Annotated in this window: 22 protein-coding genes and 1 pseudogene; 13 read left to right on the forward strand and 10 right to left on the reverse strand. The window is 52.3% G+C overall.

Annotated elements, in window-relative coordinates:
- Positions 1 to 86: 86 nt before the first annotated feature.
- From AJE_RS07655 to AJE_RS07685, 7 genes are all read left to right on the forward strand, one after another.
- Entirely contained in the window at positions 87 to 701 is a 615-nt protein-coding gene (locus tag AJE_RS07655) for a YigZ family protein (RefSeq protein WP_008950359.1), read from the forward strand.
- Positions 702 to 779: 78 nt separating this feature from the next.
- Positions 780 to 1949: a DUF418 domain-containing protein gene (locus tag AJE_RS07660; RefSeq protein ID WP_008950360.1), complete on the forward strand. Its 1170-nt coding sequence runs from the start codon at positions 780 to 782 to the stop codon at positions 1947 to 1949.
- A 169-nt stretch (positions 1950 to 2118) separates the two neighbouring features.
- Positions 2119 to 5796, forward strand: coding sequence for an ATP-binding protein (locus tag AJE_RS07665; RefSeq protein WP_008950361.1), 3678 nt, complete (start codon positions 2119 to 2121; stop codon positions 5794 to 5796).
- Positions 5796 to 6416: a condensin complex protein MksE gene (locus AJE_RS07670; RefSeq protein WP_008950362.1), complete on the forward strand. Its 621-nt coding sequence runs from the start codon at positions 5796 to 5798 to the stop codon at positions 6414 to 6416. The genes AJE_RS07665 and AJE_RS07670 overlap by 1 nt, the downstream gene beginning before the upstream one ends.
- The gene (locus tag AJE_RS07675; RefSeq protein WP_008950363.1) at positions 6416 to 7663 is read left to right on the forward strand and encodes a hypothetical protein; all 1248 of its coding nucleotides are present in this window, start codon (positions 6416 to 6418) and stop codon (positions 7661 to 7663) included. Before AJE_RS07670 ends, AJE_RS07675 begins: the two co-directional genes overlap by 1 nt.
- Positions 7663 to 8565 carry a DUF7281 domain-containing protein gene (locus AJE_RS07680; RefSeq protein ID WP_008950364.1) on the forward strand — a complete coding sequence of 301 codons (903 nt, stop codon included), beginning with the start codon at positions 7663 to 7665 and terminating at the stop codon, positions 8563 to 8565. The genes AJE_RS07675 and AJE_RS07680 overlap by 1 nt, the downstream gene beginning before the upstream one ends.
- Before the next feature lie 359 nt (positions 8566 to 8924).
- On the forward strand, positions 8925 to 9317 hold the full coding sequence (locus tag AJE_RS07685) for a hypothetical protein (protein WP_008950365.1): 393 nt from the start codon (positions 8925 to 8927) through the stop codon (positions 9315 to 9317).
- Positions 9318 to 9385: 68 nt separating this feature from the next.
- Here the strand turns inward: AJE_RS07685 and dhiA are convergent, their stop codons facing one another.
- Together dhiA and dhiT are read right to left on the reverse strand one after the other, a co-directional pair.
- Positions 9386 to 9907 (reverse strand): type II toxin-antitoxin system antitoxin DhiA, encoded by a 522-nt coding sequence (gene dhiA, locus AJE_RS07690; protein ID WP_008950366.1) that lies wholly within the window; start codon positions 9905 to 9907, stop codon positions 9386 to 9388.
- Positions 9901 to 10170 carry a type II toxin-antitoxin system toxin DhiT gene (gene dhiT, locus AJE_RS07695; RefSeq protein ID WP_008950367.1) on the reverse strand — a complete coding sequence of 90 codons (270 nt, stop codon included), beginning with the start codon at positions 10168 to 10170 and terminating at the stop codon, positions 9901 to 9903. The genes dhiA and dhiT overlap by 7 nt, the downstream gene beginning before the upstream one ends.
- Positions 10171 to 10686: 516 nt before the next feature.
- On the opposite strand from dhiT, the gene AJE_RS07700 reads away from it, so the two are divergent.
- On the forward strand, positions 10687 to 10959 hold the full coding sequence (locus tag AJE_RS07700) for a CopG family ribbon-helix-helix protein (RefSeq protein ID WP_008950368.1): 273 nt from the start codon (positions 10687 to 10689) through the stop codon (positions 10957 to 10959).
- A complete protein-coding gene (locus AJE_RS07705; protein WP_008950369.1) occupies positions 10956 to 11237 on the forward strand; it encodes a type II toxin-antitoxin system RelE/ParE family toxin in 282 nt (93 codons plus the stop codon). The genes AJE_RS07700 and AJE_RS07705 overlap by 4 nt, the downstream gene beginning before the upstream one ends.
- A 357-nt stretch (positions 11238 to 11594) precedes the next feature.
- On the opposite strand, the gene AJE_RS07710 is transcribed toward AJE_RS07705, so the two are convergent.
- The 6 genes from AJE_RS07710 to AJE_RS07735 form a co-directional block, all read right to left on the reverse strand.
- Positions 11595 to 11906, reverse strand: a complete 312-nt coding sequence (locus AJE_RS07710) for a nucleotidyltransferase family protein (protein WP_008950370.1) — start codon at positions 11904 to 11906, stop codon at positions 11595 to 11597.
- Positions 11893 to 12309 (reverse strand): nucleotidyltransferase substrate binding protein, encoded by a 417-nt coding sequence (locus AJE_RS07715; RefSeq protein ID WP_008950371.1) that lies wholly within the window; start codon positions 12307 to 12309, stop codon positions 11893 to 11895. The genes AJE_RS07710 and AJE_RS07715 overlap by 14 nt, the downstream gene beginning before the upstream one ends.
- A gap of 178 nt (positions 12310 to 12487) precedes the next feature.
- Positions 12488 to 12826: a nuclear transport factor 2 family protein gene (locus AJE_RS07720; RefSeq protein ID WP_008950372.1), complete on the reverse strand. Its 339-nt coding sequence runs from the start codon at positions 12824 to 12826 to the stop codon at positions 12488 to 12490.
- Complete coding sequence (locus tag AJE_RS07725; RefSeq protein WP_008950373.1) at positions 12813 to 13199, reverse strand: MAPEG family protein; 387 nt, start codon at positions 13197 to 13199, stop codon at positions 12813 to 12815. Before AJE_RS07725 ends, AJE_RS07720 begins: the two co-directional genes overlap by 14 nt.
- Positions 13200 to 13223: 24 nt before the next feature.
- A complete protein-coding gene (locus AJE_RS07730; RefSeq protein WP_008950374.1) occupies positions 13224 to 13841 on the reverse strand; it encodes a hypothetical protein in 618 nt (205 codons plus the stop codon).
- A gap of 65 nt (positions 13842 to 13906) precedes the next feature.
- Entirely contained in the window at positions 13907 to 14461 is a 555-nt protein-coding gene (locus tag AJE_RS07735; RefSeq protein WP_008950375.1) for a histidine phosphatase family protein, read from the reverse strand.
- A 62-nt stretch (positions 14462 to 14523) separates the two neighbouring features.
- On the opposite strand from AJE_RS07735, the gene AJE_RS07740 reads away from it, so the two are divergent.
- The 4 genes from AJE_RS07740 (at position 14524) to AJE_RS07755 (ending at position 19599) form a co-directional block, all read left to right on the forward strand.
- Positions 14524 to 16638 (forward strand): DUF6351 family protein, encoded by a 2115-nt coding sequence (locus AJE_RS07740; RefSeq protein ID WP_008950376.1) that lies wholly within the window; start codon positions 14524 to 14526, stop codon positions 16636 to 16638.
- Positions 16639 to 16713: 75 nt separating this feature from the next.
- Positions 16714 to 17433 carry a polysaccharide deacetylase family protein gene (locus tag AJE_RS07745; RefSeq protein ID WP_008950377.1) on the forward strand — a complete coding sequence of 240 codons (720 nt, stop codon included), beginning with the start codon at positions 16714 to 16716 and terminating at the stop codon, positions 17431 to 17433.
- Between the two features lie 92 nt (positions 17434 to 17525).
- Positions 17526 to 18965, forward strand: coding sequence for a GGDEF domain-containing protein (locus AJE_RS07750; protein ID WP_008950378.1), 1440 nt, complete (start codon positions 17526 to 17528; stop codon positions 18963 to 18965).
- A gap of 13 nt (positions 18966 to 18978) precedes the next feature.
- Entirely contained in the window at positions 18979 to 19599 is a 621-nt protein-coding gene (locus AJE_RS07755; protein WP_008950379.1) for a DUF2799 domain-containing protein, read from the forward strand.
- Positions 19600 to 19602: 3 nt separating this feature from the next.
- On the opposite strand, the gene AJE_RS07760 is transcribed toward AJE_RS07755, so the two are convergent.
- Together AJE_RS07760 and AJE_RS07765 are read right to left on the reverse strand one after the other, a co-directional pair.
- Positions 19603 to 20250, reverse strand: a complete 648-nt coding sequence (locus AJE_RS07760) for a DUF4097 family beta strand repeat-containing protein (protein WP_008950380.1) — start codon at positions 20248 to 20250, stop codon at positions 19603 to 19605.
- 166 nt (positions 20251 to 20416) lie between these two features.
- Positions 20417 to 20727 (reverse strand): annotated as a pseudogene (locus AJE_RS07765) (hypothetical protein); the annotation flags it as partial.

The raw sequence follows: 20727 nt of genomic DNA on the forward strand, positions 1-20727 counted from the left end.
AACATGCTGTAACATAACCGGCAGCCTGACTGCCGGCTTTTTTCTGCCTATAATAGCGACCTGGTTTCAGATAACACAGGCCTGCGATGAGCCATTACAGTATTCTGGCTGCCGCCGTTGAACACCGGTTGCTGGAGAAAAACAGCGAGTTTATTACCTTCCTGCAACCGGTAAGCGATCGTGAACAGGCGCTGCACTGGCTGCAACATTACCGCGAAAACTACAAAGACGCGGCCCATGTCTGTTGGGCCTACATTATTGGCAATACCCGCCAGCCGCAGACTCAGGCCTTTAGTGACGATGGCGAACCCAGTGGTACAGCGGGTAAACCGATGCTACATGTGCTAACCGAGCGCGAACTGGGAAATTGTCTGGCGGTGGTGGTACGCTATTTTGGTGGTATTAAGCTCGGCGCCGGCGGCCTGGTACGCGCTTATTCCGCAGCAGTATCGCAGGCAGCACAACAGGCTCTGTTAACCATAGTAAGTCCGCAAAGTCTGCTGCGGATCGCCGCAGACTTTGCTTTAGAAGCCCGGATCCGTCAGTTATTGGCGCAGTTTGATGCCACCTTACTGGATGTCCAGTATCAACAGGGTGTTGCATTATCCGTCAGCCTGGCTGCCGCCGACCTGGCAAGTTTTAAGCTGCAGCTGCAAGAGCTCTGCGCCGGCGCCGTCTTGCTAACTGAACCGACAGCCTGAGTAAGCCCAGAGAGCTGGCGTTTTGTAAAATTTACGTTATTTTAACACGAAAGATTTATTTGCCAGGGAGGTAACCTTATGCAACGACTGCAACAATTGGATCAGATCCGCGGCCTGGCCGTATTGGCGCTGATCCTAATCAATATCTATGCGTTCGCCTTGCCGCCAGACTATAGCCACAGTCTGCGTTTACCGGGGATAACAGCCGGTAGCCTCGATATCTGGCTTTATAACCTGCAAACGCTATTTATTAAAGGCCGCTTTATCACACTCTTTAGTGTGCTGTTTGGTGTCAGTTTGTTACTGATCGCAGAAAAATATGGTACTGATTACTTACGTCGCCGCCTCTATTGGCTAGCACTGCTCGGTGCACTGCATGGCTGGTTCCTTTGGTTTGGTGATATTCTGCTCTGGTACGCCTTAACGGGCTTAATGATCTTAAAGCGCAATTATTTCACGCTTGATAGCGCTCAACTGTGGCGTAAAGCGATACGCTTTTTTTTGATCGGCTTAATCCTGCCGTTGATGCTGTCCATCATGATCCTGCTTGATAGCAGCGGAATCGCACCAGACTTAGCTGATACTGAAACCTTCGCACAACAAATCGCACTCTGGACTGGGCCCTACTGGCCGCAAGTTGTTGCCAATCTGACACATAGCCTGTTGGTCGCGCTGCTGTTTGCATTTTCAGCACTCTGGCATACTACAGCCCTGATGCTACTGGGCATGGCGCTCTATAAAAGCCAGTGGTTTAACACCGGCTACAGTATGGGTATGACCTTTAAACTCTTTTTTGGTAGCCTGTTGCTTAGCCTGAGTATTGTTTGGCTGGATCAGGCGACAGATTATCTGTTCAGCTTAAATTCTATTTTGCCTTGGGCCTATCTGGCCGAGGTGATGATGGCTTTAGCCTTCGCCAGTTGGTTGATCCAGCAACGCGCTTCGCAGTGGCCACAACGCTGGCTGGCACCTTGCGGCAAGCTGGCACTGACACTCTACATCAGCCAAACCGTATTGATGGTACTGTTGTTCCGCGTGCTGCGGCCGGAATGGTTTGCCACCCTGGATAGACTGCAGCTAACGACTATCGCTGTGCTGATGCTGCTGTTACAACTGGGCTTTAGCCAACTTTATCTGCGTTATTATCAGCAAGGTCCATTGGAATGGTGCTGGCGCCGGCTAAGCCAAAAACCTGAGCAACCTGATAACACAAGCTCAGTCACGGCGAAGCCAGCAGACTCTAATTAATATTAGGGCGTGTTAACCTTTGCCGGTTGTTTTTGCCGCTGGGTGGCAGGTCTTCCCCCTGGCACTGGCGGCTGTATTTGAACTGGCAATTCCCGCTATTCCATGGATAATAACCGCCAAAATCAGAAGATAGCGGCGCTGCGATTCTGCGCCGCCGATAGGATGCGCTATGTCTCAATTACTTCGTATTGTGCTGATCCATACCCACCTGCCGGGTGTGGTGGAATTACAACTGGATCAGCATACTAATATATGCGGTACCAACGCCTCGGGTAAAACCACGCTGCAGCGGCTGGTACCGGTATTTTACGGTGAACAGCCGAACCGGGTGGTGCCAAAAACCCGCAAAAAATTCGATGAATTTTACCTGCCTTATACCAACAGCTATCTGATCTATGAATACCGGCGCGAAGGCGGCGAAATTTGCCAGGTAGTGCTAACCCGGAAAAGCGACGGCGGTGTCGATTACCGCTTTGTTGGCGCGCCCTATCAGAGCGACTTTTATCTGCAGCACAGCAGCGAAGGCGCCAAAGGTATGAGCTACAGTGACTGGGCAGCGGCAATGCGCGCCCGCCCGGATGTACAGGTGTCGCCAAAAATCAGTGCCACCAGCGAGTATCGCAGCATTATTCAGAACGATGCCGCCGCGCTGCGCGGCAACAATGCCGATAGTCTTAAACTGCGCCGCCTGGCCAGCAGTTACAGCCTGGTTGCCAGTGGCCATAAACTGCGGCATATCGAAAAGCTGGTCAGCGCCGTGCATGCCAAAGAAGGCAAAATGGATACGCTCAAAGCGATGCTGGCAGCGATCTTTGAAGAAGACGGCGTCACCCTGCCCACCACCAAGGTTAAAAACACTAAGGCGCGGGAATGGATCCAGCAGATGCGGCAGTCGATGCGACTGGACCGGCTGCAACAGGATTTTGAGCGGCTAAAGCAACTGGCGCAGCAACTCGACGCCAGCGAAGCCCTGTTAGCGGCGCTGCTACCGCTGCTACAAGACGATGAGCAGCAGCAAAAACAACGTAAAGCCGATGCCGAAGCACAGGTGCATCTGCTACGGGGGCAGCTGCAAACCGCCAAGGACGTTTATAATGCCCAACAGCTGGAGCTGAGCAGCAAGCTGGCCCAGGCCGAAGCCGGTTTACATGAAACCAGCGCCCGGCTGGACCAATTGCAGCAGCGCTATGACGACTACGACAGCAAGGATATGCCAAAACTGCAGCGCGATACCGATGCCTTGCCACTGTGGCGTGAAACCCTGCAGGAGCTGGCCGAGCAGTATCAATTGATGGTGGAGCAGCATGGCGATTTAGAGCGCCAGCTGGAGCAACGCAAAGCCAAACTGGCCGAAGCCTTTAACCGCTTAAGTGAGCAACACCGCGCCAAGGCGCGCACCTTACAACAACAAAAAGATCAGACCCGCGAGCAGCAGGAACACAAGCTGGCGACGCTGGAGCAAGGCTTCCAGGGCCGCCTGCAAGAGGCCCAGCAGCAATATGCCGACCAGCTAACCCAGCTAAGCAGCCAGATCGCCGTATTACAAAGCCAGCTTAGCAGCCCGGCGTTAACCGAAGAGGAGCTGGAAGCGCAGCGCGTTGCCGAGCTGCGGCTGGAGCAAGCGCAGCAACAGGCACAGCAGCAGGCCCGGCAACTGCAGCAATTACAGCAGCAGTATCAAAAAGCCCGCGAAGCACGCGAACAGGCCGACCAGCAACTGGAGCAAGGCCGCAAAGCACTGCACAGTGCCGAGCAACAGCTACAGCAACTACACCGCCAGCTCAGTCCGGAACAAGGCAGTCTGCGGCATTTCCTGCGTCTGCACTACAATGGCTGGGAGCAAAAACTCGGTAAGGTGCTGGACGAGCGTCTGCTGGACCGGCAGGACTTACAGCCGCATCTGAGCGAGCTTAGCGACAACCTCTATGGCCTGACGCTGGAGCTGACTGCCATTGATACCCCGGATTATGCCCAGGATGAGGCCGCGATCCGCCACCGTATTCAGGCCGCCGAGCAGCAGGTACAACAACTGCAAAGTCAGAAACAGCTGGCCGAAAAGCTGTTAAAAGAGCGCTTTGAACAGGCCGAGCTATTGCGGGCTCAGGTCGAGCAGGCCGAGTGGCAGTTTACCCAGTACGAGCAGAATATCGAGTACGCCCGCGATGCCCGTAACCGCCTGCAGGCGCAGCAGCGTGAGCTGGTGACCCAGCGTCAGGCCAAAGTTAAAGCCGAGCTGTCTGCCCAGCAGCAACAGCTGGAAAAAACTAAGCAGCAACAGCAGCAGGACCTGCAGGCGCTAAAAGACGATCATCACAGCCAGCGCATGGAGCTAAAAGCCGACTGGCAGGCTGAGCTACAGGTGTTTGACGAGCAGATCGACGAGCTGGAACGGCAGCTTGAGCGCAAGCGCGATGATAACCAGCAGCAAATTAAAGAGCTGCAACAAGCCTTTAACGAAGAACTGTCGGCGAAAGGCATCGACCCGCGTCGCCTGACCGAGCTAAAACAGAAACAGGATCAGTTACGCGGCGAGATCAAAGCCGTTGAAAGCCGCCAGGATGAACTAACCGCCTGGCAAAGCTTTATGGCGCTGGACTGGCAGAAACTGCGGCCGCAGCTACTGGAGCAGGAAACCGGCTTAAAGCAGCAGCTGCGTAGCAGCAAGCAGGCACTGGAGCAGTTAAAAACCGAATACAGCGCCAACAGCAAACAGCTGGAAGAACAAAAGCGCAGCGTGCAGGAGCAGATGCAGCAAGCCGAGCACTTAGTGGCGCAGTTAAAGCCGGTACTGACGAAACTGCAAGATCTGCAATTGGCCAGCATTAGCCCGGCCGCGGCGAACCCGAGTGCAGATATCATTGAACGCCTGGCCCGGGCTAATGAAGCACTGGAGCAACGTAACAAACTGGAAAGCCTGCTAAAACAAGCACTGGCGCAGTTTGAGGGCATGCTTAGTAAAGACGCCGGCCCGGAGTTCCTCGACCGGCTGGAGCATGAAAAACGTAAGCTGCCCGACTACTCCACAGAGCGGGCGAAAGAACGCGACCAGCTGCCGATTCTGCAAAACCTGCTGCAAATTCTGAAAGATGCCCAGCAACAGCTGCTGGAAATGGGCGAGAATATCGGCGGCGATCTGAAAAAATTCTTTACCGTCTTTAGCGATATTAACCGCCGCATTGCGCTGCAAAGCCGCCGCTTAAGCGAAGCCGTGGCCGACGATCTGGTGCTGGAAGGGATCAGCAAATCTGAAGTACGGATTTTATCGACCATCGACGAACTGGGTTTCTGGCAGCCGCTGAAGCACTTTGCCAAGCTGTATGATGACTGGGGCGCCTCCGGGAAAGCCTTACCGTCGGAGCAGTATCTGAATGCGCTGGCAGATGTGGTGGAGCTGCTGCGCGCCGATGAGCAGTACAGTATAGAATCGCTGTTGCGCCTTGAGCTGCATTTAAGCGAAGGCGGCTCCGAGCTGGTAATTAAAAACGACCGCCAGCTGCTGGAATCCTCCAGCCATGGTATGGCTTATCTGATTCTGTGTAAGTACCTGCTGGCCTTTACCCGCTTATTGCGCGGTGCAGCTAAGGTCACCATCCACTGGCCGATTGATGAAATCGGTACCCTGGCCTATCACAACGTCGAGAAACTGTTTAAGGCCTGTAGCAGCAATCAGATCGTGATAGTCGGCGCCTTCCCGAACCCGGAATCCGATGTGTTAATGTTATTCCAGCACCGCTATTTAATTGAGCCGGACCAGCAGAATAGCAGCCTGCGCCGCCTGAAACGTATTCAACCCAAAATCAGCCGCTTAGCCGAGCGCTTAGCCAGTAAACAGCAGGAGGCAAACTGATGCTGCAACACGGACCCTTACTGGAACGCCTGCTGGCAGGCGATTTTATCTGCCGCATTACCGATGAAGATGCCTACCGGCATTTAAGTTTGGAGCAAACCCAGCAGGACATCAATCATTACCTGCGGCCGCTGAACCGCCGGCTGGTCAGTAATGATGACCAGAGCGTGTATTTTCTTGGCTACTACGAGCTGAGCAAAGAGGCACGCGAGCAGCTGAGTCAGCAATTTGCGCAAACGGTGCAGTCACTGCTGCCGCTGCTGGAATGGTTGCAACTGGTACAGGAAACCCTGGGCCGGGATAGCGCCCTGACCGCTGGCGACACCATCAAGCTGCAGGAGTTTGTGCTACGTACCGAAGATAACCAGAGCCTGCGCCAACGCCTGAATACACTGGCCAGCGACCGCTTTTTTAATAGCCAGAGCGAGCAACTGGATAGTCAGGTAAAGCTGATTTTCCGTCGCTTAAAAGAACATGGCTATCTGCTGCAGCCGCATGCTGACCGCCAGTACTATATCGTTACCGGTAAAATTGATTATCTGATTGATGTGATTCGCTTTATCCGCGATGAAGAACATCTGCCGGTGGAAGATACCCCGCAGCAGGAGGCATTACTCTGATGGCGCCGCTGGATCCGCCCCCGGGCATCGCCTCCAACCTGTTTAATACCGGTGCTGAGCGGCTGGCTTTGCTCGGCAAGTACCACAAGCAACTGATGCAGGGTTATCTGGATGGCTATGTCGATGAAACAGCCTTTAGTGAAGGGGCACTGAAAAAGCTGATTGCCGCCCGTATTTTGTGGCGGCCAGACGAACAGCAACCGCTGGCACTGCGGCCTTTAGTCAGCGAGCTGATCGCCAGTATGGTCGCCGATGAAAACCGCCGCCAGATCAACGCCGACGTGGCCGAAAAACTGGAGCAAATCCGCAACCGGGTGCAGGCTTATCGCGATGCGCAGTACAAAGGCGACTATGCAGTGGCCGAGTTACAGCTGCAGCGGTTAACTGAGCATGTGCATGACTTAAGCGGCCAGTTTGAAGAGGCAATCGACAGCCTGTGGCACCGGCTCAACAGCGACTTTGGTTTTGTCAGCAGTCTGGACGATAAAATTCGCGAGAACGAGCGCGCACAAAAACAACTGCGCCGCTTGCTCGATGGCCTGGATCTGCTCGACTTTACCGAACTGATTGAGCTATCGGAAGGTAATAACCATCTGCGTAAGCTGCTGGTCAGCCAGCTGCAAAGCCAGCTGAGCTCGCATCATAGTAGCTTGCTGGAGGTGCAAAAACGCCTGGTCGAGCTGCTGGCCAAGTTCCGCCAGCAACAATCGCGATCCTTGCTGATTAGCAATATGGTGGCGTTTTTACGCCAGCATCCAAAATATCAGCCGGCCGATTATCCCAACCGCAGCGAGCTACCGGACCTGTTTAACCAGGCCAGTGCCATCAGGCCACAGGCCGCTATCGCGCTGGATAAAGCCAGTGAACGGCAAATACTGGCCGAACTGGTACGCGCCCTGCCACGGCAGGTTGCGGTGGCGCTGTCTGATACGCCAAGCGCCAGCTTTAGTGAGCTGCTGCAGGATGAAGAAATCGCAGCCCGCCAGTTGGCACTAAAAACCGATGTCGAAAACTTCTATTTGCGGGTGATCGACCGCGGCGGCAGTTTAAGTGCGCTGGAGTATCTGACAGAACAACAACTGCCCTGGGACAGCGAGATCTGGCTCTATCAGATCCTGGCCGAGTATCAGGCATTACCGGTGGCAGAAAAGCAGATGTTCCAGCTGCAACGCGAAGAAAGCCCGGCCAGCGCCGTTAACAGCCTGTACCTGATCCGCGATATCAGTATTGGTTTGCAGGCAGCCTGATGCATCAGGCTCTGGGGTTACAGGCGCTAAACTGGCTGTTAAAGCTGGAGCAGCGCCTGCAACGCGACGGCAGTGCAGCCATTAAAGCCGACAGTAAGATCGCTGCCCAGGTAATTGCTTGGTGTATTGAACAGCAATTATTACCGGCACACAGTGCGCGCTTACCTAGAGTGCAATTTAACCGGGCGCTGTTAGAGCAAATTGCAAAGGCCCAGCAAGCGTTAGGGCAAGCGTGTTTCCGCCAGCCCCTTAGCAGTCAGGATCGACTGGAGCAAAGCTTACACAGCCAGCAAGAGCTAAAAGGCGCAGGCGCCAGCCCGCGCCAGCATCGGGTATTAATCAGGCTTAACACCCCGCTTTACGCTCAAGGCTTGCCAGCACTGCAGTTTAGCGATCTCGACTGGCAGCAACTGCCGCTCAGCGCCTATGACGCCCTACTAGTAGTAGAAAACCTGGATTGCTTCTATCAGCTGCAGCGTTTTACGCTCACTATGCCGTACCAGCAGCCACTGATCATCTATCGAGGAGATAGGCAATACAGCAGCGGCTGTGCTGCCCTCTGTGATGCCTGGCAGCAAACCGGTAAACCCTGTATCTATTTTGGCGATGCCGATTTAGCGGGGTTAAGCATCGCCATCAGTTTAGGTTGCAGCAGTATGCTCTTACCCGAGCTAAGCCTGTTCCAACACACTGCCAGCCCGGTAATGCTGGATAACAAGCAGTTAAAATTCCAACCCGGCCTCGTAACCATGACTATGCATCCGGCTTTTACCCCCTATCAGCAACTCATCTGCCAACAACTAAAAGGCCTGCGCCAGCAACAAATGCAGGCGATGCCACTTAAGCCGGTACCGCTGCTAATACCACCCAACACGGACGCGCTTGCCTTACCGAAGTCGTAACCTGATGCTGCCTCGCACCCCGACTCCGGTATGCTTGCGTACCGGAGTCGCAACCTGCGATAGTGGGTGAGAAACCATTGCCCTCATTTTCAATCAATGCTTTAGCAGAGAGGAAAGGCTTTTTGCCAATAGCAGGTACTGGAACAATAGAAGTATCCTGTCGGTATCTGAGCATAGCCAATGCTTATAGACTGATTAATCCGTATTTGCAGCAAATGCAAACACCGGCTGTACCTATAACCTCTTTTCAGTTATAAAAAGTGATGTAGTGTTCTATACATTAAATTTTCAAAGGCGGAAAAGCTCGTATTTCAATACAGTACGTGCCGCCAAATAAGCGTTAGCTTTTACGAGGTAATATGAAGTATTTCGTATTAATCTTTGCTTCCATTTTCAGTTGCCTAGTTTACGCTGGAAATTGTGCTGGTGAAATTGAAAAAGCAACGTCAGAAATGACTTTTGAAGAACTCATTGAGCTTGTTGAGAAAGAAGGCGGGAGTTACAACACCGTTACACAGGCACTGCAGTCTATTGGAAGCATAGTCGATTTTAGGAGAGGTAATCAGTTCTATCTCTCAAACATCCAGTTCAACCGAATAACCGCATATTTCAATGGTGGTGTTTTAGAGGGTGAATTTATCGGCACATACTTTAGCGGCACATCAGGACTGGGTTCACCTTTTGGTTTGTTTATCGGTTTCGACAACACAAGTTGTAAGCTAAGGTCGGTATCGTATGACGTGCCATTGTAATATATCGCAGATCGCGACTCCGGTACGGCAAGCATACCGGAGTCGAAATCAGACTTGACCTGCCATTACTATATATTTGATTTCTTGTTTGCCGCCGTTCGATCTTTAGCAAGCTCAATGACCGCATGCCCCAATTGTACCAGGGTGCCAAAGTTTGGCGTGGTTTCAGGCTTTAAGGAACGGTAAGCACTGGTGCGACTTTTTATGCCGGCCTTAGCAATAACCTGTCCATGACCAAACTGCTCTACATAAGCGCGAATAGCGGCTTGCAGGATATCGGGACGCCCCTCCATCATTGACTCCCAGGAAGCTTGCTTGATTACAGTTTCCATCTCCTGAACGTCAAAACTTAACTCTGTCGGCTTATAAGAGCCCTGCGTAATATCACGCAATGTCGCAGCTGACAGTTCATTACCACTCCAATTTAAAGCGCCGTCACTGGTCAATGAAAAGCGTTTAAAGTCTTTAACTTCGGAGAATGGCAACTTTTTAAAGTATACCGACAAGTCGGCATGCCCCTGGTAACCGTCATTGAAGGTCAGCTCTAATGTGTGGTCTGAAACAAAATCAACATCTATGACTTTCAACATATATCACCTAACTTCCCAGGATTTTCACCGTTCACCGCTTTATTCCACATCACCAGCAACTGTTCACGATGTTCGTAAATGTGGCTTTCAGCTCGTTTTCGTTGTTTATTGGGTAAATACCCCTCTAAACACTCACCAGTTTCAATTGCAATAATCAGCTCGTACCTGCCGTACTTAACGTGAACATGAGGCAATTTATGTTGCTTGTTATCAAAAAAGTACAAGCAAAATGACAGGCCTAAAAAGGCATCAATTTCAGGCATTGCTACCTCTGGATCCTCGTACTGTATATACTGTAGCACTGTATCCTAGAAGAGACAAGCGCCATCAATATCTAAACGCATGGCATACCGCAAGACAGGAACCACATCAACTAAAAGTGCCTACCCCACTATCGCAGATCGCGACTCCGGTACGGCAAGCATACCGGAGTCGGAGTCAGGCTTACCCTGCAATTACTATAAGATTGCTCGCCTCATATGAGGTTTTTGCTCATCAGCTCGCAGTTTTGCTAGCGGCTTCCTCCAGACAAAACCTCACGATTTTTGCCCTTGTCATTTGTTAGGGCGTGTTGGTTCAACATGGTAAAGGGCGATCTTCCTACAGAGGACTTTCACATCATAAGTTCATGCCCATGCTGAGCGTACAAAACAGGTTCAAATCGTTCGCTTCGCTCACTGGACGGGCTAAAGCCCGCTCCTTCACCAAACGTTAAATTGCTATACGAGCCCTTCTTGACTACAATGTATTACAGTGTTTTGGTTGAGAGGGGTATCAGCATGAGTGTTACCACAGTTCGCTTACAGGCAGAGGTTGAGCATCAGTTGGAAGCTATTGCGAGCAGGCTTCATCGGAGCAAAGGATGGGTGATCAATCAAGCCTTATCGGAATACATTGATAAGCAGAATTTACAGCAAGAACGTTGGAAACAAACTTTGGCTGCGATGGAGTCAGCTGCTCAAGGAAAAGTGGTTGACGCTAGTGAAGTACACAACTGGTTAAGCAGTTGGGGTACAGAAAAAGAACAGGATGCACCGAGGTCTGGTAAGTGAAGCTAGTTTATACCAATGATGCAATCGAAGATTTAAAGCGTTTGCGGGAGTTTATTGCAGTTCATAATCCAACTGCAGCTAGCAAAATAGCGGCAGAATTGATCGCAAAAATGGAGTTGTTGCCAGCATTCCCAACGATGGGGACGCCGGTTCAGATGGCTCCAGTCCCAGATATCATCCGTGATATGGTTTTTGGAAAATATGTTGTTCGCTATTCTGTTCACTCCAGTGCAGTCATTGTCCTTAGAGTATGGCATGAGCTTGAAAATGAGCGATAACCATTTAACAAGTTATTCACTCAAAGCGACCTATCTCCGCCACAATCTAGCGTCACAGCAACCAAAAGTGCCAATCCCACTATCGCAGATTGCGACTCCGGTACGACAAGCATACCGGAGTCGGAGTCAGGTGTAATTTGCGGGGGTGGGTTTAGCGCTCAAAGCAGCCTTTCCTCGCATCAGGACAGTCGCCACAGCAACCAAAAGTGCCAATCCCACTATCGCAGGTTGCGACTCCGGTACGGCAAGCATACCGGAGTCGAAGTCAGGCTTCAGCTGGTAACTCCGGTATGCATACGTTTCTCAGTCGGTTCTCGGTTGTGGTTAACTTGGGAGATGTTCTGCCACTAAGACTGGCTACTGCTTAATTACCAGCTTTTGCGCCGCTATCAGCTGCCGAAACCGCTCAGAGGTGGTGGCCCAATCTACTAGATCGACTTTCCAAGGCAGGTCTGACTCACTAAAGGCTTCCGCCAGTTCGGCGAGTTGTGTCAGTGGCAGTGGCTGCTCATTGATAATAACCAGATCTAAATCGGAATAGGGCTTGGGATTACCCTGAACCCGTGAGCCAAAAGCCCAAACCTCATAGTTTGGTAGTAAGCGTTGTAAGATCGTGCTGACTTGCCGCCATTCTTGCTCACTGATCAGCAAACTTTCAGGCTTTAGCATTGGCTAACCGCTTAGTTAATTCAGCAGCCAAAAACTGTACTTCACTGAGAAAGGCAGGGATGCCGGCAACCACTTGCAGGGCAATTTCCTCGTCGTAGGTATGGCTGGTTTTACTGCGCATATCACGATAACTGCGCCACGCTGGCCAGTCACCCTGTAATAACCCCTGCTCATTAGCACTGCGGATCAAATCAGCAAAAGGCATTTGATCGAACAGTTCAGGTGAGGGCGAACTATGCTCAAGATAGCGCTTTAGTATTTTATGACTGATTTCATAGGTAAACTCGAAGCGCTGCACCAGGCCATCACGGATCTGGATATCGCTGATATCCAGTTGATAGCGCTGCCAACCTTCTTGCAAACGAGCAATAGCTTTTAGTAAAGTGCTAATATCTAGAGACATAAGCAAACCCTAACCCATAAAAAAATTACGCTTAGCATAGCCCAGGTACCCGCTCAGTACCAGCGAGGTAGCAATGCTAAGCCAAGGCACTTACTTCACAGCAATACTGCCATATTTGTTTTGGGAATAGAGGGTATAGGGTAAGGCCACGGTATCGGCGACTAGCGAGAAACTGCCATTAGTCAGCAGCAAAAAACCAGACCTGGCTAATCAGGCCTGCCTGGACCTCATAGACCACTGCCACTTCATAAGGTTCGTCCCGTAGTCCGGTCACGCGTTCATGATCGATGACTTTATTGCCAACGACCTGCCGGCTTAGTACTGCCGCCTGTAACTTTGGCAGGGTAAAACGTTCGGTAGCATAGAAGTGTGCCAGCGCATCGCGCCCCTGCAAACTGGGCTCAATAGCCGGCATGCGGTAAATCCGTACATCCGGCGCATAACAGGCAATAAACTCGGCCAGATTATGCTGATTGTAAGCGGCGAGTTGCCGCGCCACCGGCTCAACGACTGACATAGAGCACCAGTATCGCCAGCGCACTAAGCAACAACACGCTAAAAGTCAGCGCCATGCCGATAACCCGGAATTTAAGCGGTTCAGGATCCTGACTCACCCCATAAGCATGGCTTAAGCGCCCGAGCACTAATAATGCGCCCAGCAGGTGCAACCAAAACCCGGCCAAACCGCTATATTCGGCCAGAAATAACAGCAACAGCGCAAAAGGCGTGTACTCGGCAAAATTGGCCTGCACCCGCATCGCCCGTTGCAGTGCACTATGGCCTCCCGAGCCTAATGCCACCTGTAAGCGACGGCGCTGCCGGATCACCGCCACACTTAACACCACAAACAGCACCGCCAGTAAGGCGGCATAGACTGCTGTAATCATCATTTCGCGACTCCCACAACGTAGAGGTTATTCAGCATAGAACTCTGCTGCCAGTTGTTGTTTAAATTCGGCGCTTTGTTGCTGACAATAGGCAAAGGTTTGCTCCAGAATGGCGGTTTCCAGCTGGCCTTGCTGTTTTAAATTAAAGGCCTGCACAATTAACCGGGTAATTGCCGGCTTTTGTTCCTCACCTATAATCACCGCTTTAAAGTTACTCAGGGTCAGCGGTTGGCCATCCAACGGCGCAAAGCTTTGCACTACGGTGGTAGTCATATCACCACAGGCGGTAAGGTGCGTTGGGGTATTGCCTTCTTCTTCGAAAAACGAATACTCGCGATTCAGCTCAGCCGCACTAAAGCTGGCACAGCGCTGACTTACCTGCGCCATAACGGTGGTTTCGCTGACACCTTGTTGCCATAAGCCAAAAGCCTGCTCCGCCATTTGATACAGGGTGCTGCCCGGCAGTAAGCCCAGATTATTGGCCGTCAGGTTAAACGGATAACCCATTTGATACCACACAGAAGTACCGTGCACTGCCGCCGGCACCTGTAATTGACACTGTAACTCTGCCGAAACAGCCTGCACTTTACCCACAGCACAAAATAGCCCGGCACTTAACAAGGCCAGTACCACAGCTTTACTCATAGCGTGCCCCTGAATGTTGATAAGCTGTTAACCACTATACAACAGCTAATAGGCATTGCAAGATACTAGCGCTCATCCAAACTGACGCTGGCGAGTACCGTCGCCGGCTGGGTTAGCGGTAAGGCTAAAATGGCTCCGGCTGCCGATTGTGGGAAAATACCGGTCAGCGCAGTAAAATTGACCTGATGGCTGACCAGTACCAGCGGCCTCTCGCTGGCCTTGGCAAAGTAGTCCAGCAGGGCCTGAATTTGCTGCTGGCCATCACCGCGCCCGGCAAAAAATGAATTCAGCGCCGGCAGCGGTTGCACCGGCGCTATCGCCATCAACTGCGCCGTTTCCAGGCAACGGCACCACTGGCTGCTATAAAGCCGGATGTCACCACTATACTGCTGGCGTAATTTTTGCCCCCAGGCTTTAGCCTGCTGCCGCCCCTGTTGATTCAAATTACGCTGTGTCTGACAGTCCTGTAACTGAAAACCGGCCGGATCACCGGTACCCGGCGCCAGGGCATGCCGTAGCATTAGTACCGCCTTGCCCTCACGCCAGACCTGCCAGGCTGCATCATCGGCCATGGCAGCGGTCGAGAGCAGCAATAACCAGCAACAGAATAATGATCGCATCGCAAAATCCCGCTATAAAATACTTAGTAAGTACGACAAAATTCGGGGGAGAGATTGCTGACATGCGACGAAAAGTATGGCTAAGTTTGCTGGGCGCTATCCTGGTGCTCGCTTATTACTTCTGGCCCAGCAGCCGCTATCCGGCACACTTTATCGAGCCGCACCCGGTACTGGCGCAGCCGCCGCACTCGTCGGGCGAGCTACTGCAGGTCAGCGATTTTATTGCCACTACCCCACGCCCGGCCGATCCCTATCCTTATCCTATCGCGCTCGGTGCCGTTGGCCCGTTAACACCACTCTATTCCGGCAGCCTGCAGTATCCGTTTTATTGCGGCTTTTCGCAGCAAGGCCTGGAACCACCGCAAGTCGATAATCAGCAGGGCTATGGTATTGCCGTGGTGCAGGACAAGCAGCAGCTGGGTTACAGCCAGGATTGCCTGCACCCCAGCCGTTTGCTCTGGTATCGGCTTACGGCTGATAATCAGGTACGGCCTTATCAGGGCGAAACCTTAGGCAGCGATGAGCAGCTGATCCGGGTCGAGTTAGGTACCCTGCTGCGCTTTTTCTACTTTGTACTGATGCCGGTTAATGCCGCTGAATACGGTGAGCGCGACAGTGCAGAGCGCTGGAATCAGCAGCTGATTTATCAGTTTCATGGCGGTGTAGGTATCGGTTTTCGGCAAGGCAGCATTAATCTGGAGCGGATGATTGCCAACCGCGCCGCCCAACTGCGGCGGGGTTATGCGGTACTTAGCAGCAGTGCCAACCGCACCAGCCACACCTACCATTTTTTGCGCGCCGAAGAGGTGGCGGTCAGGCTGAAACGCCATTTTGAAAGTTTGTATGGCAAACCGCGGTTTACCATTGGCATCGGTGGCTCTGGTGGCGGCATTGCACAATATTTACTGGCACAGAACGCGCCCGGCCTGCTCGACGCCGCTATCGCACAATACAGCTATCCGGATATGCTGAGCCAGGTCGTCTATGCCCTCGACTGCGACCTGCTGCATAACTATTACTACTTTACCGCCAGTGATAAGGCCAGCTGGCAAAGTATGGCACAGCGCCAGCTAATAGAAGGGCTTAGCACCAGTGAGCAGCAAAGCGTAAGGTTTCGCTGGCAAATCAGTGCCGCACAGCTACTGGCCGGACAATGGCCCACCCCATCACGAGGCGCCAGCCAGTGCATTAACGCCTGGTTTGGTTTATCTTCGATGGTGCATAACCCGCATCAGGGCCGCTTAAAACCCTTTACCAGCACCGAGTTGCGACAACAAACCCATTGGAGTTACTGGCAGGATCTGGTCGAAATTTATGGCCGGGATCAGCACGGCTTCGCGCATAGCCTGTGGGATAATAGCGGCGTGCAGTATGGCTTGCAGCCGCTGCGCAGCGGGCAACTGAGTGCCCGGCAATTTCTGGAGCTTAATGCCCGTATCGGTAGCTGGCTGCCAGCGGCACAGATGCAGCCTGAAAAAGTACGCTTTATCCGCCAGCTGGATCTGCCGCTTTGGCTTAGCAGCTTTGGCCGGCATAATATTAGCCAGCCTAAATCTAACGCGGCAGATTTTCAGGTGGCGCCCCGCTATCGTGCCGATACCGCCGCCATTAACCGCGCTTATCGCTATGGCCAGCTGTTTCTCGGTAAGGCGCAGATCCCAATTATCGATTTACGCCACTATCTGGATCCGGTGCTGGATATGCATCATCTGGAACCCTCCTTTATGGCCAGACAACGCCTGGCGATGCAGGGAAATGACGATTGGCAGCGGATCTGGGTCAGCCACCCGGACTATACGCCGGTGGCCGCAGCTTTTGCCGCCTTAGAGCAGTGGCTGCAACAAGGTATTGCGCCGGACAGTGCCAGTGACCGCTGCTTTGCTGCCGATGGCAGCCTGATTGCCGCAGGTACAGCGGTATGGCAGCCCAATGGCAGCTGCTCCAGGCACTACCCGCCGCTCAGTAATAGCCGACGCCAGGCCGGGGCACCGACACATGGCTTACTCCTGCAATGCCGGTTAATACCGGTTGCCGATTTTATTGCCGCCGGGCACTATCAGCCGGTTGATATGACGCCATATTTGCCGGAATTACAGCAAATCTTTCCAGATGGCGTATGTGATTATCAACAAGGCGACAACGGCTGGCCGGCGGATTGGCCGGCACCGGCAGAATAAATTTTCAACATTAATTGGCAGTTCAGCTCCGATATACCAAACTGGATATTAATCTGGTTTGTACAAGGACGTTCAATGCAAAAACGCACCGCTGCTGTTACAACTGTCTCACTGTTCTTACTGCTGTTACTTGGCCTGTATCAACTGGCGTCATCACGGCAGTATCAGCTGTTTGGCGAGCTGATCGCCCGGGTGGAAACAGAACAGCCGTTAATTGCCCTTACCTTTGACGATGGCCCCTCACAGCGTTATACCGCCGAGGTGGTTGAACTGCTGGCACGCTATCAGGTGCCGGCCACATTTTTTGCCACCGGCCAAGAACTCGCACGCCATTCGGAGCAAGGCCGCTTGCTGGTGCAGGCCGGGCATCAGTTGGGCAATCATAGCTACACCCATAAGCGTATGTTGCTGGTATCACCGGCAATAGTGGCGTCAGAAGTGGAGCGCACCGATCAGCAAATCCGGCAGGCCGGTTTTACCGACGAGATCCTGTTTCGGCCACCTTACGGCAAAAAACTGTTTACCCTGCCCTGGTATCTTAGCCAGCAGCAGCGCAAAACCATAATGTGGGATTTAGAGCCAGAGTCCGAGCCAAAACTGGCAGCGGATCCCCAAGCGATGGCAGCAGCGGTGATTGCCAACGCCCGCCCCGGTAGTATTATCTTGTTACATGTGATGTACCAAAGCCGGCAGAGCTCTCGCGAGGCACTGCCACTTATTATCGAGGGACTGCAGGCGAAAGGTTATCGCTTTGTTACTGTCAGTGAGCTATTGCAAAGCCGCAATCTGCAATAACCGCCACGGTTAACCCATAAGTTATAGTGACTAGGCAAAGCCATAAAGTCGCGTTAAACTCGATTTACTAATGTTTTCGTAGGGATGCGGCTATGCCGTCAGTTGGACGCATCAGTTCTCAGCTCGGCTTACAACTGGCGCTGATGCTAGCTTGGATACTGCTTTATCAGAGTGCGGAGTTGCTGGAGTACAGCCCCCATGCCAGCTTATGGTATCCGCCGGCTGCCCTGAGTTTTGCCGCCTTAACCCTGTTTGGCTTAAGAGCCTTCCCGGCTTTGCTACTGGTTTGCTTTCTGGTAAGCGTATCGCATTTTCAGCGTTTTCATCCGGCCGAGCAGATCCCTTACGCTGCAGCAATCTTGCCAGCAATGGCGCATAGTCTGAGCTACCTGCTGGGCGCCCTATTGTTGCGTATCCTGATCCAAAGTGGCCGGGTTAATTACTCCGGCACCCTGGTTGCTTATCTGATCCTGGCGGCGATTGCCGCCTTGCTTGCCGCATATAGCGGTGCTTGGTCTTTACAGCTGGCCGGTTTAATTACCCAAAGTGAACGCCTGGCGATCTGGCTGGGGTGGTGGATTGGCGATCTGGTAGCCATTTTGTCGCTAAGTCCGTTTCTCGTACTGCTACTCGATCGCTTTACCAGTAAAACTATTGCTGCACAGGCGCCCTGGTTGTTGCAGCATGGTCATGGCCCCCGTCACAGTTTCCTGCTAAAGCTTGTCCTGTGTCTGTTGCTACTCACCTTTAGCATGTTGCTGGCCCATCAGGTTCGGGCGCAGGAAATTACCTTTCTGATCCTGTTCTTAAGTTTACCGGCTATGTGGTTGGTTTATACCGAATCAATTTGGCGCAGCTTTAGCGGCCTGGCGGTGATCAGTCTGGCGATCGTGTTACTAACCGCCTTACTGGAGTTGGACAGTTATGCCGCCATTTATCAATTTACCATTGCGATGATCGCGGTTGCCATGTTGTATGGCACTGCAGTGCCCTTATTGCAGAATACCAATCAACAGTTACAACGCAGCCTGCATACCGATCCGCTAACCGGCGTGCTAAGTCGGCAAGGCTTTATCGAGCAGGCCAATTTACTGTTAGGCCGGGCCGGGCGTCGCAAAGATAAAGTCTGTTTAGCAGTGCTGGATCTGGACCATTTTAAACAGGTGAATGATTTACTGGGGCACCAGATCGGTGACGAAGTGCTACAGCAGGTATGCCAAACCTTACAGCGCCAGTTGCGACAGCAGGATCTGCTGGGGCGTTTCGGCGGGGATGAGCTGATGCTATTGTTACCCGATACCGATACCCGCGAAGCCAGCAAAATCTGTGAGCGTTTGCGCCTTAGTATCGAACAGTTGCATATCGCAGCCGCCGGACAACAGGTTACTGCCAGCTTCGGTATCTGTGAACAGCAAAGCGATGAAAGCTTTAACCAATTGTTCGCCCGGGCTGACAAAACCTTAATGCAGGCGAAACAACGTGGCCGTAACCGCATTGAAACCATTTTGGCGGATCAGTCCGCTACTGATTAAAGGAAATCCAGCTATGTCCTATGCAAAAACCTACCCGCTCTGGCTTGCTGCCCTGGTGTTAAGCGGCTGTAGTAGTCTGGATCAGGCCGGCTGCATCAATGCGGACTGGCGCACCCTGGGTTTTGAAGATGGCATTAAAGGCCGCAACGAAAGTCAAATCCGGCAATACCGGCAAGACTGTGCCAAACATGGGGTCACGCCGGATCTGGATGCCTATCGGGCCGGCCATTTCGAGGGTTCAGCACAGTTTTGCACCGCCAAAAACGGCTTTGCCCAGGGTCGCAACAATCATCGCTATCAGAATAGCTGCCCACCTGAATTCGCCAGTGTTTTTATGGCAGGTTATCGGGATGGCCAAACGCTGTATCAGGCCAAAACTCAACTTGACGGTGCGCATAACGAGTTACGCGACATACAACAGGAAATCTATGAACTGGAGAGCAGTATCGCCAAGCTCAATGAGCAGCTGGTCGCAGACGGCCTGACTCGCGAACAACGAATTACGATCCGTGATGAGTTAGCCAAACTAAATGAAAGTCTGGGGCAGGCCAATCTGGTGAAAGATGAGGTGGCGGCGGCTATCATCGTCTATCAGAACGAATTTAGCCGCCTGCAGCAACACTTTAGCTACTAGACCCTAGTACTCACGCACCACCCGGGCAGCCAGACTGGCATTTTCCAGCTTTAGCTGTACCGGCTGACGCAGGATAATTTTCCCTTCCACACGCGAGTCGGCACTGATGGTCAGAGTCGGCTGGTTGCTGTCATCTTTACCAAACCAACCGCTTTGACGTTTGCGCTCAGCATAAATCAGATCGCCCTTTACCACTGTCCCCGCCAACAGACTGATATTGCCGTTTACAGTTTCCAGCTCGCCACCCACTTCGCTGCCGCTGAGACGGATACTGCCATTGACCGTACTGATATCGGCTTTAATGGTCGAGCCCGCTGCCGTTTCAATACTGCCGTTCACTGTGCTTAAACCACCTTGTACCGTTAAATTTTGTGCCGCTTTAATACTGCCATTCACCGTTTCGGCACTGTCAATCTGTACCTGCTCCGCCAGACGGATGCTGCCATTAACGGTGGAGACCTTGCCCGCCCGGCTTTGTTCATTAAGGCTGATACTGCCATTTACCCGCGAGACATCGCCTTGCTGCGCCGTGCCCTGATAACTACCGTTGGTTTCTTCTGCGGCATCGACCACAACAATGCAGCCGCTTAACAGGCTACTTAACACTAATACCGGCACTAACCATATTTTTTTATTGTTTACGTTATGCATTTTATTATTCGCCTCTGTTTTAACCTGATTGATTGCTATCAACCGGTTAATGCAAATTTACGGCCAAAATTTATTTCAAATAAAAACAGCCACCTACACCAAATTAATTCAGCAAACTGTCAGATCAAAACCACTATTTAGTAAAAATCACCAAGTTTTAGCCAGCTTATAACCACTCCAGCCGCCGCTCTGGCCAATACATCACAGCACTGCGGCTTTGCAGCAGCGGCAATAATGCCGGTTCCTGTTCGGCAATCACGGTTTTCGCAAACTGACAGAAAAACGCGGCCTTTAACTCAGCGCGACGCCGGTCAATACCGGCCTGTTGATAAGGTACCGAGGCCAGCAGTAATACACCATCCGCCGGGATCCGCTGCTGCTTGATATTATTGAGGATGATCGCGGCGGCCTTTTTCACCGGCTGCGACAGGTCCGGGCTAAAGGGGCCGATAATGAGGGCGATATTAGGCACACGCA

This window comes from Alishewanella jeotgali KCTC 22429 (assembly GCF_000245735.1).
GTDB lineage: Bacteria > Pseudomonadota > Gammaproteobacteria > Enterobacterales > Alteromonadaceae > Alishewanella > Alishewanella jeotgali.

Excerpts from the sequence above, each read along its gene's own strand:
- AJE_RS07655 (WP_008950359.1), top strand. The coding sequence starts at position 87 with ATGAGCCATTACAGTATTCTGGCTGCCGCCGTTGAACACCGGTTGCTG.
- AJE_RS07660 (WP_008950360.1), top strand. The coding sequence starts at position 780 with ATGCAACGACTGCAACAATTGGATCAGATCCGCGGCCTGGCCGTATTG.
- AJE_RS07665 (WP_008950361.1), top strand. The coding sequence starts at position 2,119 with ATGTCTCAATTACTTCGTATTGTGCTGATCCATACCCACCTGCCGGGT.
- AJE_RS07670 (WP_008950362.1), top strand. The coding sequence starts at position 5,796 with ATGCTGCAACACGGACCCTTACTGGAACGCCTGCTGGCAGGCGATTTT.
- AJE_RS07675 (WP_008950363.1), top strand. The coding sequence starts at position 6,416 with ATGGCGCCGCTGGATCCGCCCCCGGGCATCGCCTCCAACCTGTTTAAT.
- AJE_RS07680 (WP_008950364.1), top strand. The coding sequence starts at position 7,663 with ATGCATCAGGCTCTGGGGTTACAGGCGCTAAACTGGCTGTTAAAGCTG.
- AJE_RS07685 (WP_008950365.1), top strand. The coding sequence starts at position 8,925 with ATGAAGTATTTCGTATTAATCTTTGCTTCCATTTTCAGTTGCCTAGTT.
- dhiA (WP_008950366.1), bottom strand. The coding sequence starts at position 9,907 with ATGTTGAAAGTCATAGATGTTGATTTTGTTTCAGACCACACATTAGAG.
- dhiT (WP_008950367.1), bottom strand. The coding sequence starts at position 10,170 with ATGCCTGAAATTGATGCCTTTTTAGGCCTGTCATTTTGCTTGTACTTT.
- AJE_RS07700 (WP_008950368.1), top strand. The coding sequence starts at position 10,687 with ATGAGTGTTACCACAGTTCGCTTACAGGCAGAGGTTGAGCATCAGTTG.
- AJE_RS07710 (WP_008950370.1), bottom strand. The coding sequence starts at position 11,906 with ATGCTAAAGCCTGAAAGTTTGCTGATCAGTGAGCAAGAATGGCGGCAA.
- AJE_RS07715 (WP_008950371.1), bottom strand. The coding sequence starts at position 12,309 with ATGTCTCTAGATATTAGCACTTTACTAAAAGCTATTGCTCGTTTGCAA.
- AJE_RS07720 (WP_008950372.1), bottom strand. The coding sequence starts at position 12,826 with ATGTCAGTCGTTGAGCCGGTGGCGCGGCAACTCGCCGCTTACAATCAG.
- AJE_RS07725 (WP_008950373.1), bottom strand. The coding sequence starts at position 13,199 with ATGATGATTACAGCAGTCTATGCCGCCTTACTGGCGGTGCTGTTTGTG.
- AJE_RS07730 (WP_008950374.1), bottom strand. The coding sequence starts at position 13,841 with ATGAGTAAAGCTGTGGTACTGGCCTTGTTAAGTGCCGGGCTATTTTGT.
- AJE_RS07735 (WP_008950375.1), bottom strand. The coding sequence starts at position 14,461 with ATGCGATCATTATTCTGTTGCTGGTTATTGCTGCTCTCGACCGCTGCC.
- AJE_RS07740 (WP_008950376.1), top strand. The coding sequence starts at position 14,524 with ATGCGACGAAAAGTATGGCTAAGTTTGCTGGGCGCTATCCTGGTGCTC.
- AJE_RS07745 (WP_008950377.1), top strand. The coding sequence starts at position 16,714 with ATGCAAAAACGCACCGCTGCTGTTACAACTGTCTCACTGTTCTTACTG.
- AJE_RS07750 (WP_008950378.1), top strand. The coding sequence starts at position 17,526 with ATGCCGTCAGTTGGACGCATCAGTTCTCAGCTCGGCTTACAACTGGCG.
- AJE_RS07755 (WP_008950379.1), top strand. The coding sequence starts at position 18,979 with ATGTCCTATGCAAAAACCTACCCGCTCTGGCTTGCTGCCCTGGTGTTA.
- AJE_RS07760 (WP_008950380.1), bottom strand. The coding sequence starts at position 20,250 with ATGCATAACGTAAACAATAAAAAAATATGGTTAGTGCCGGTATTAGTG.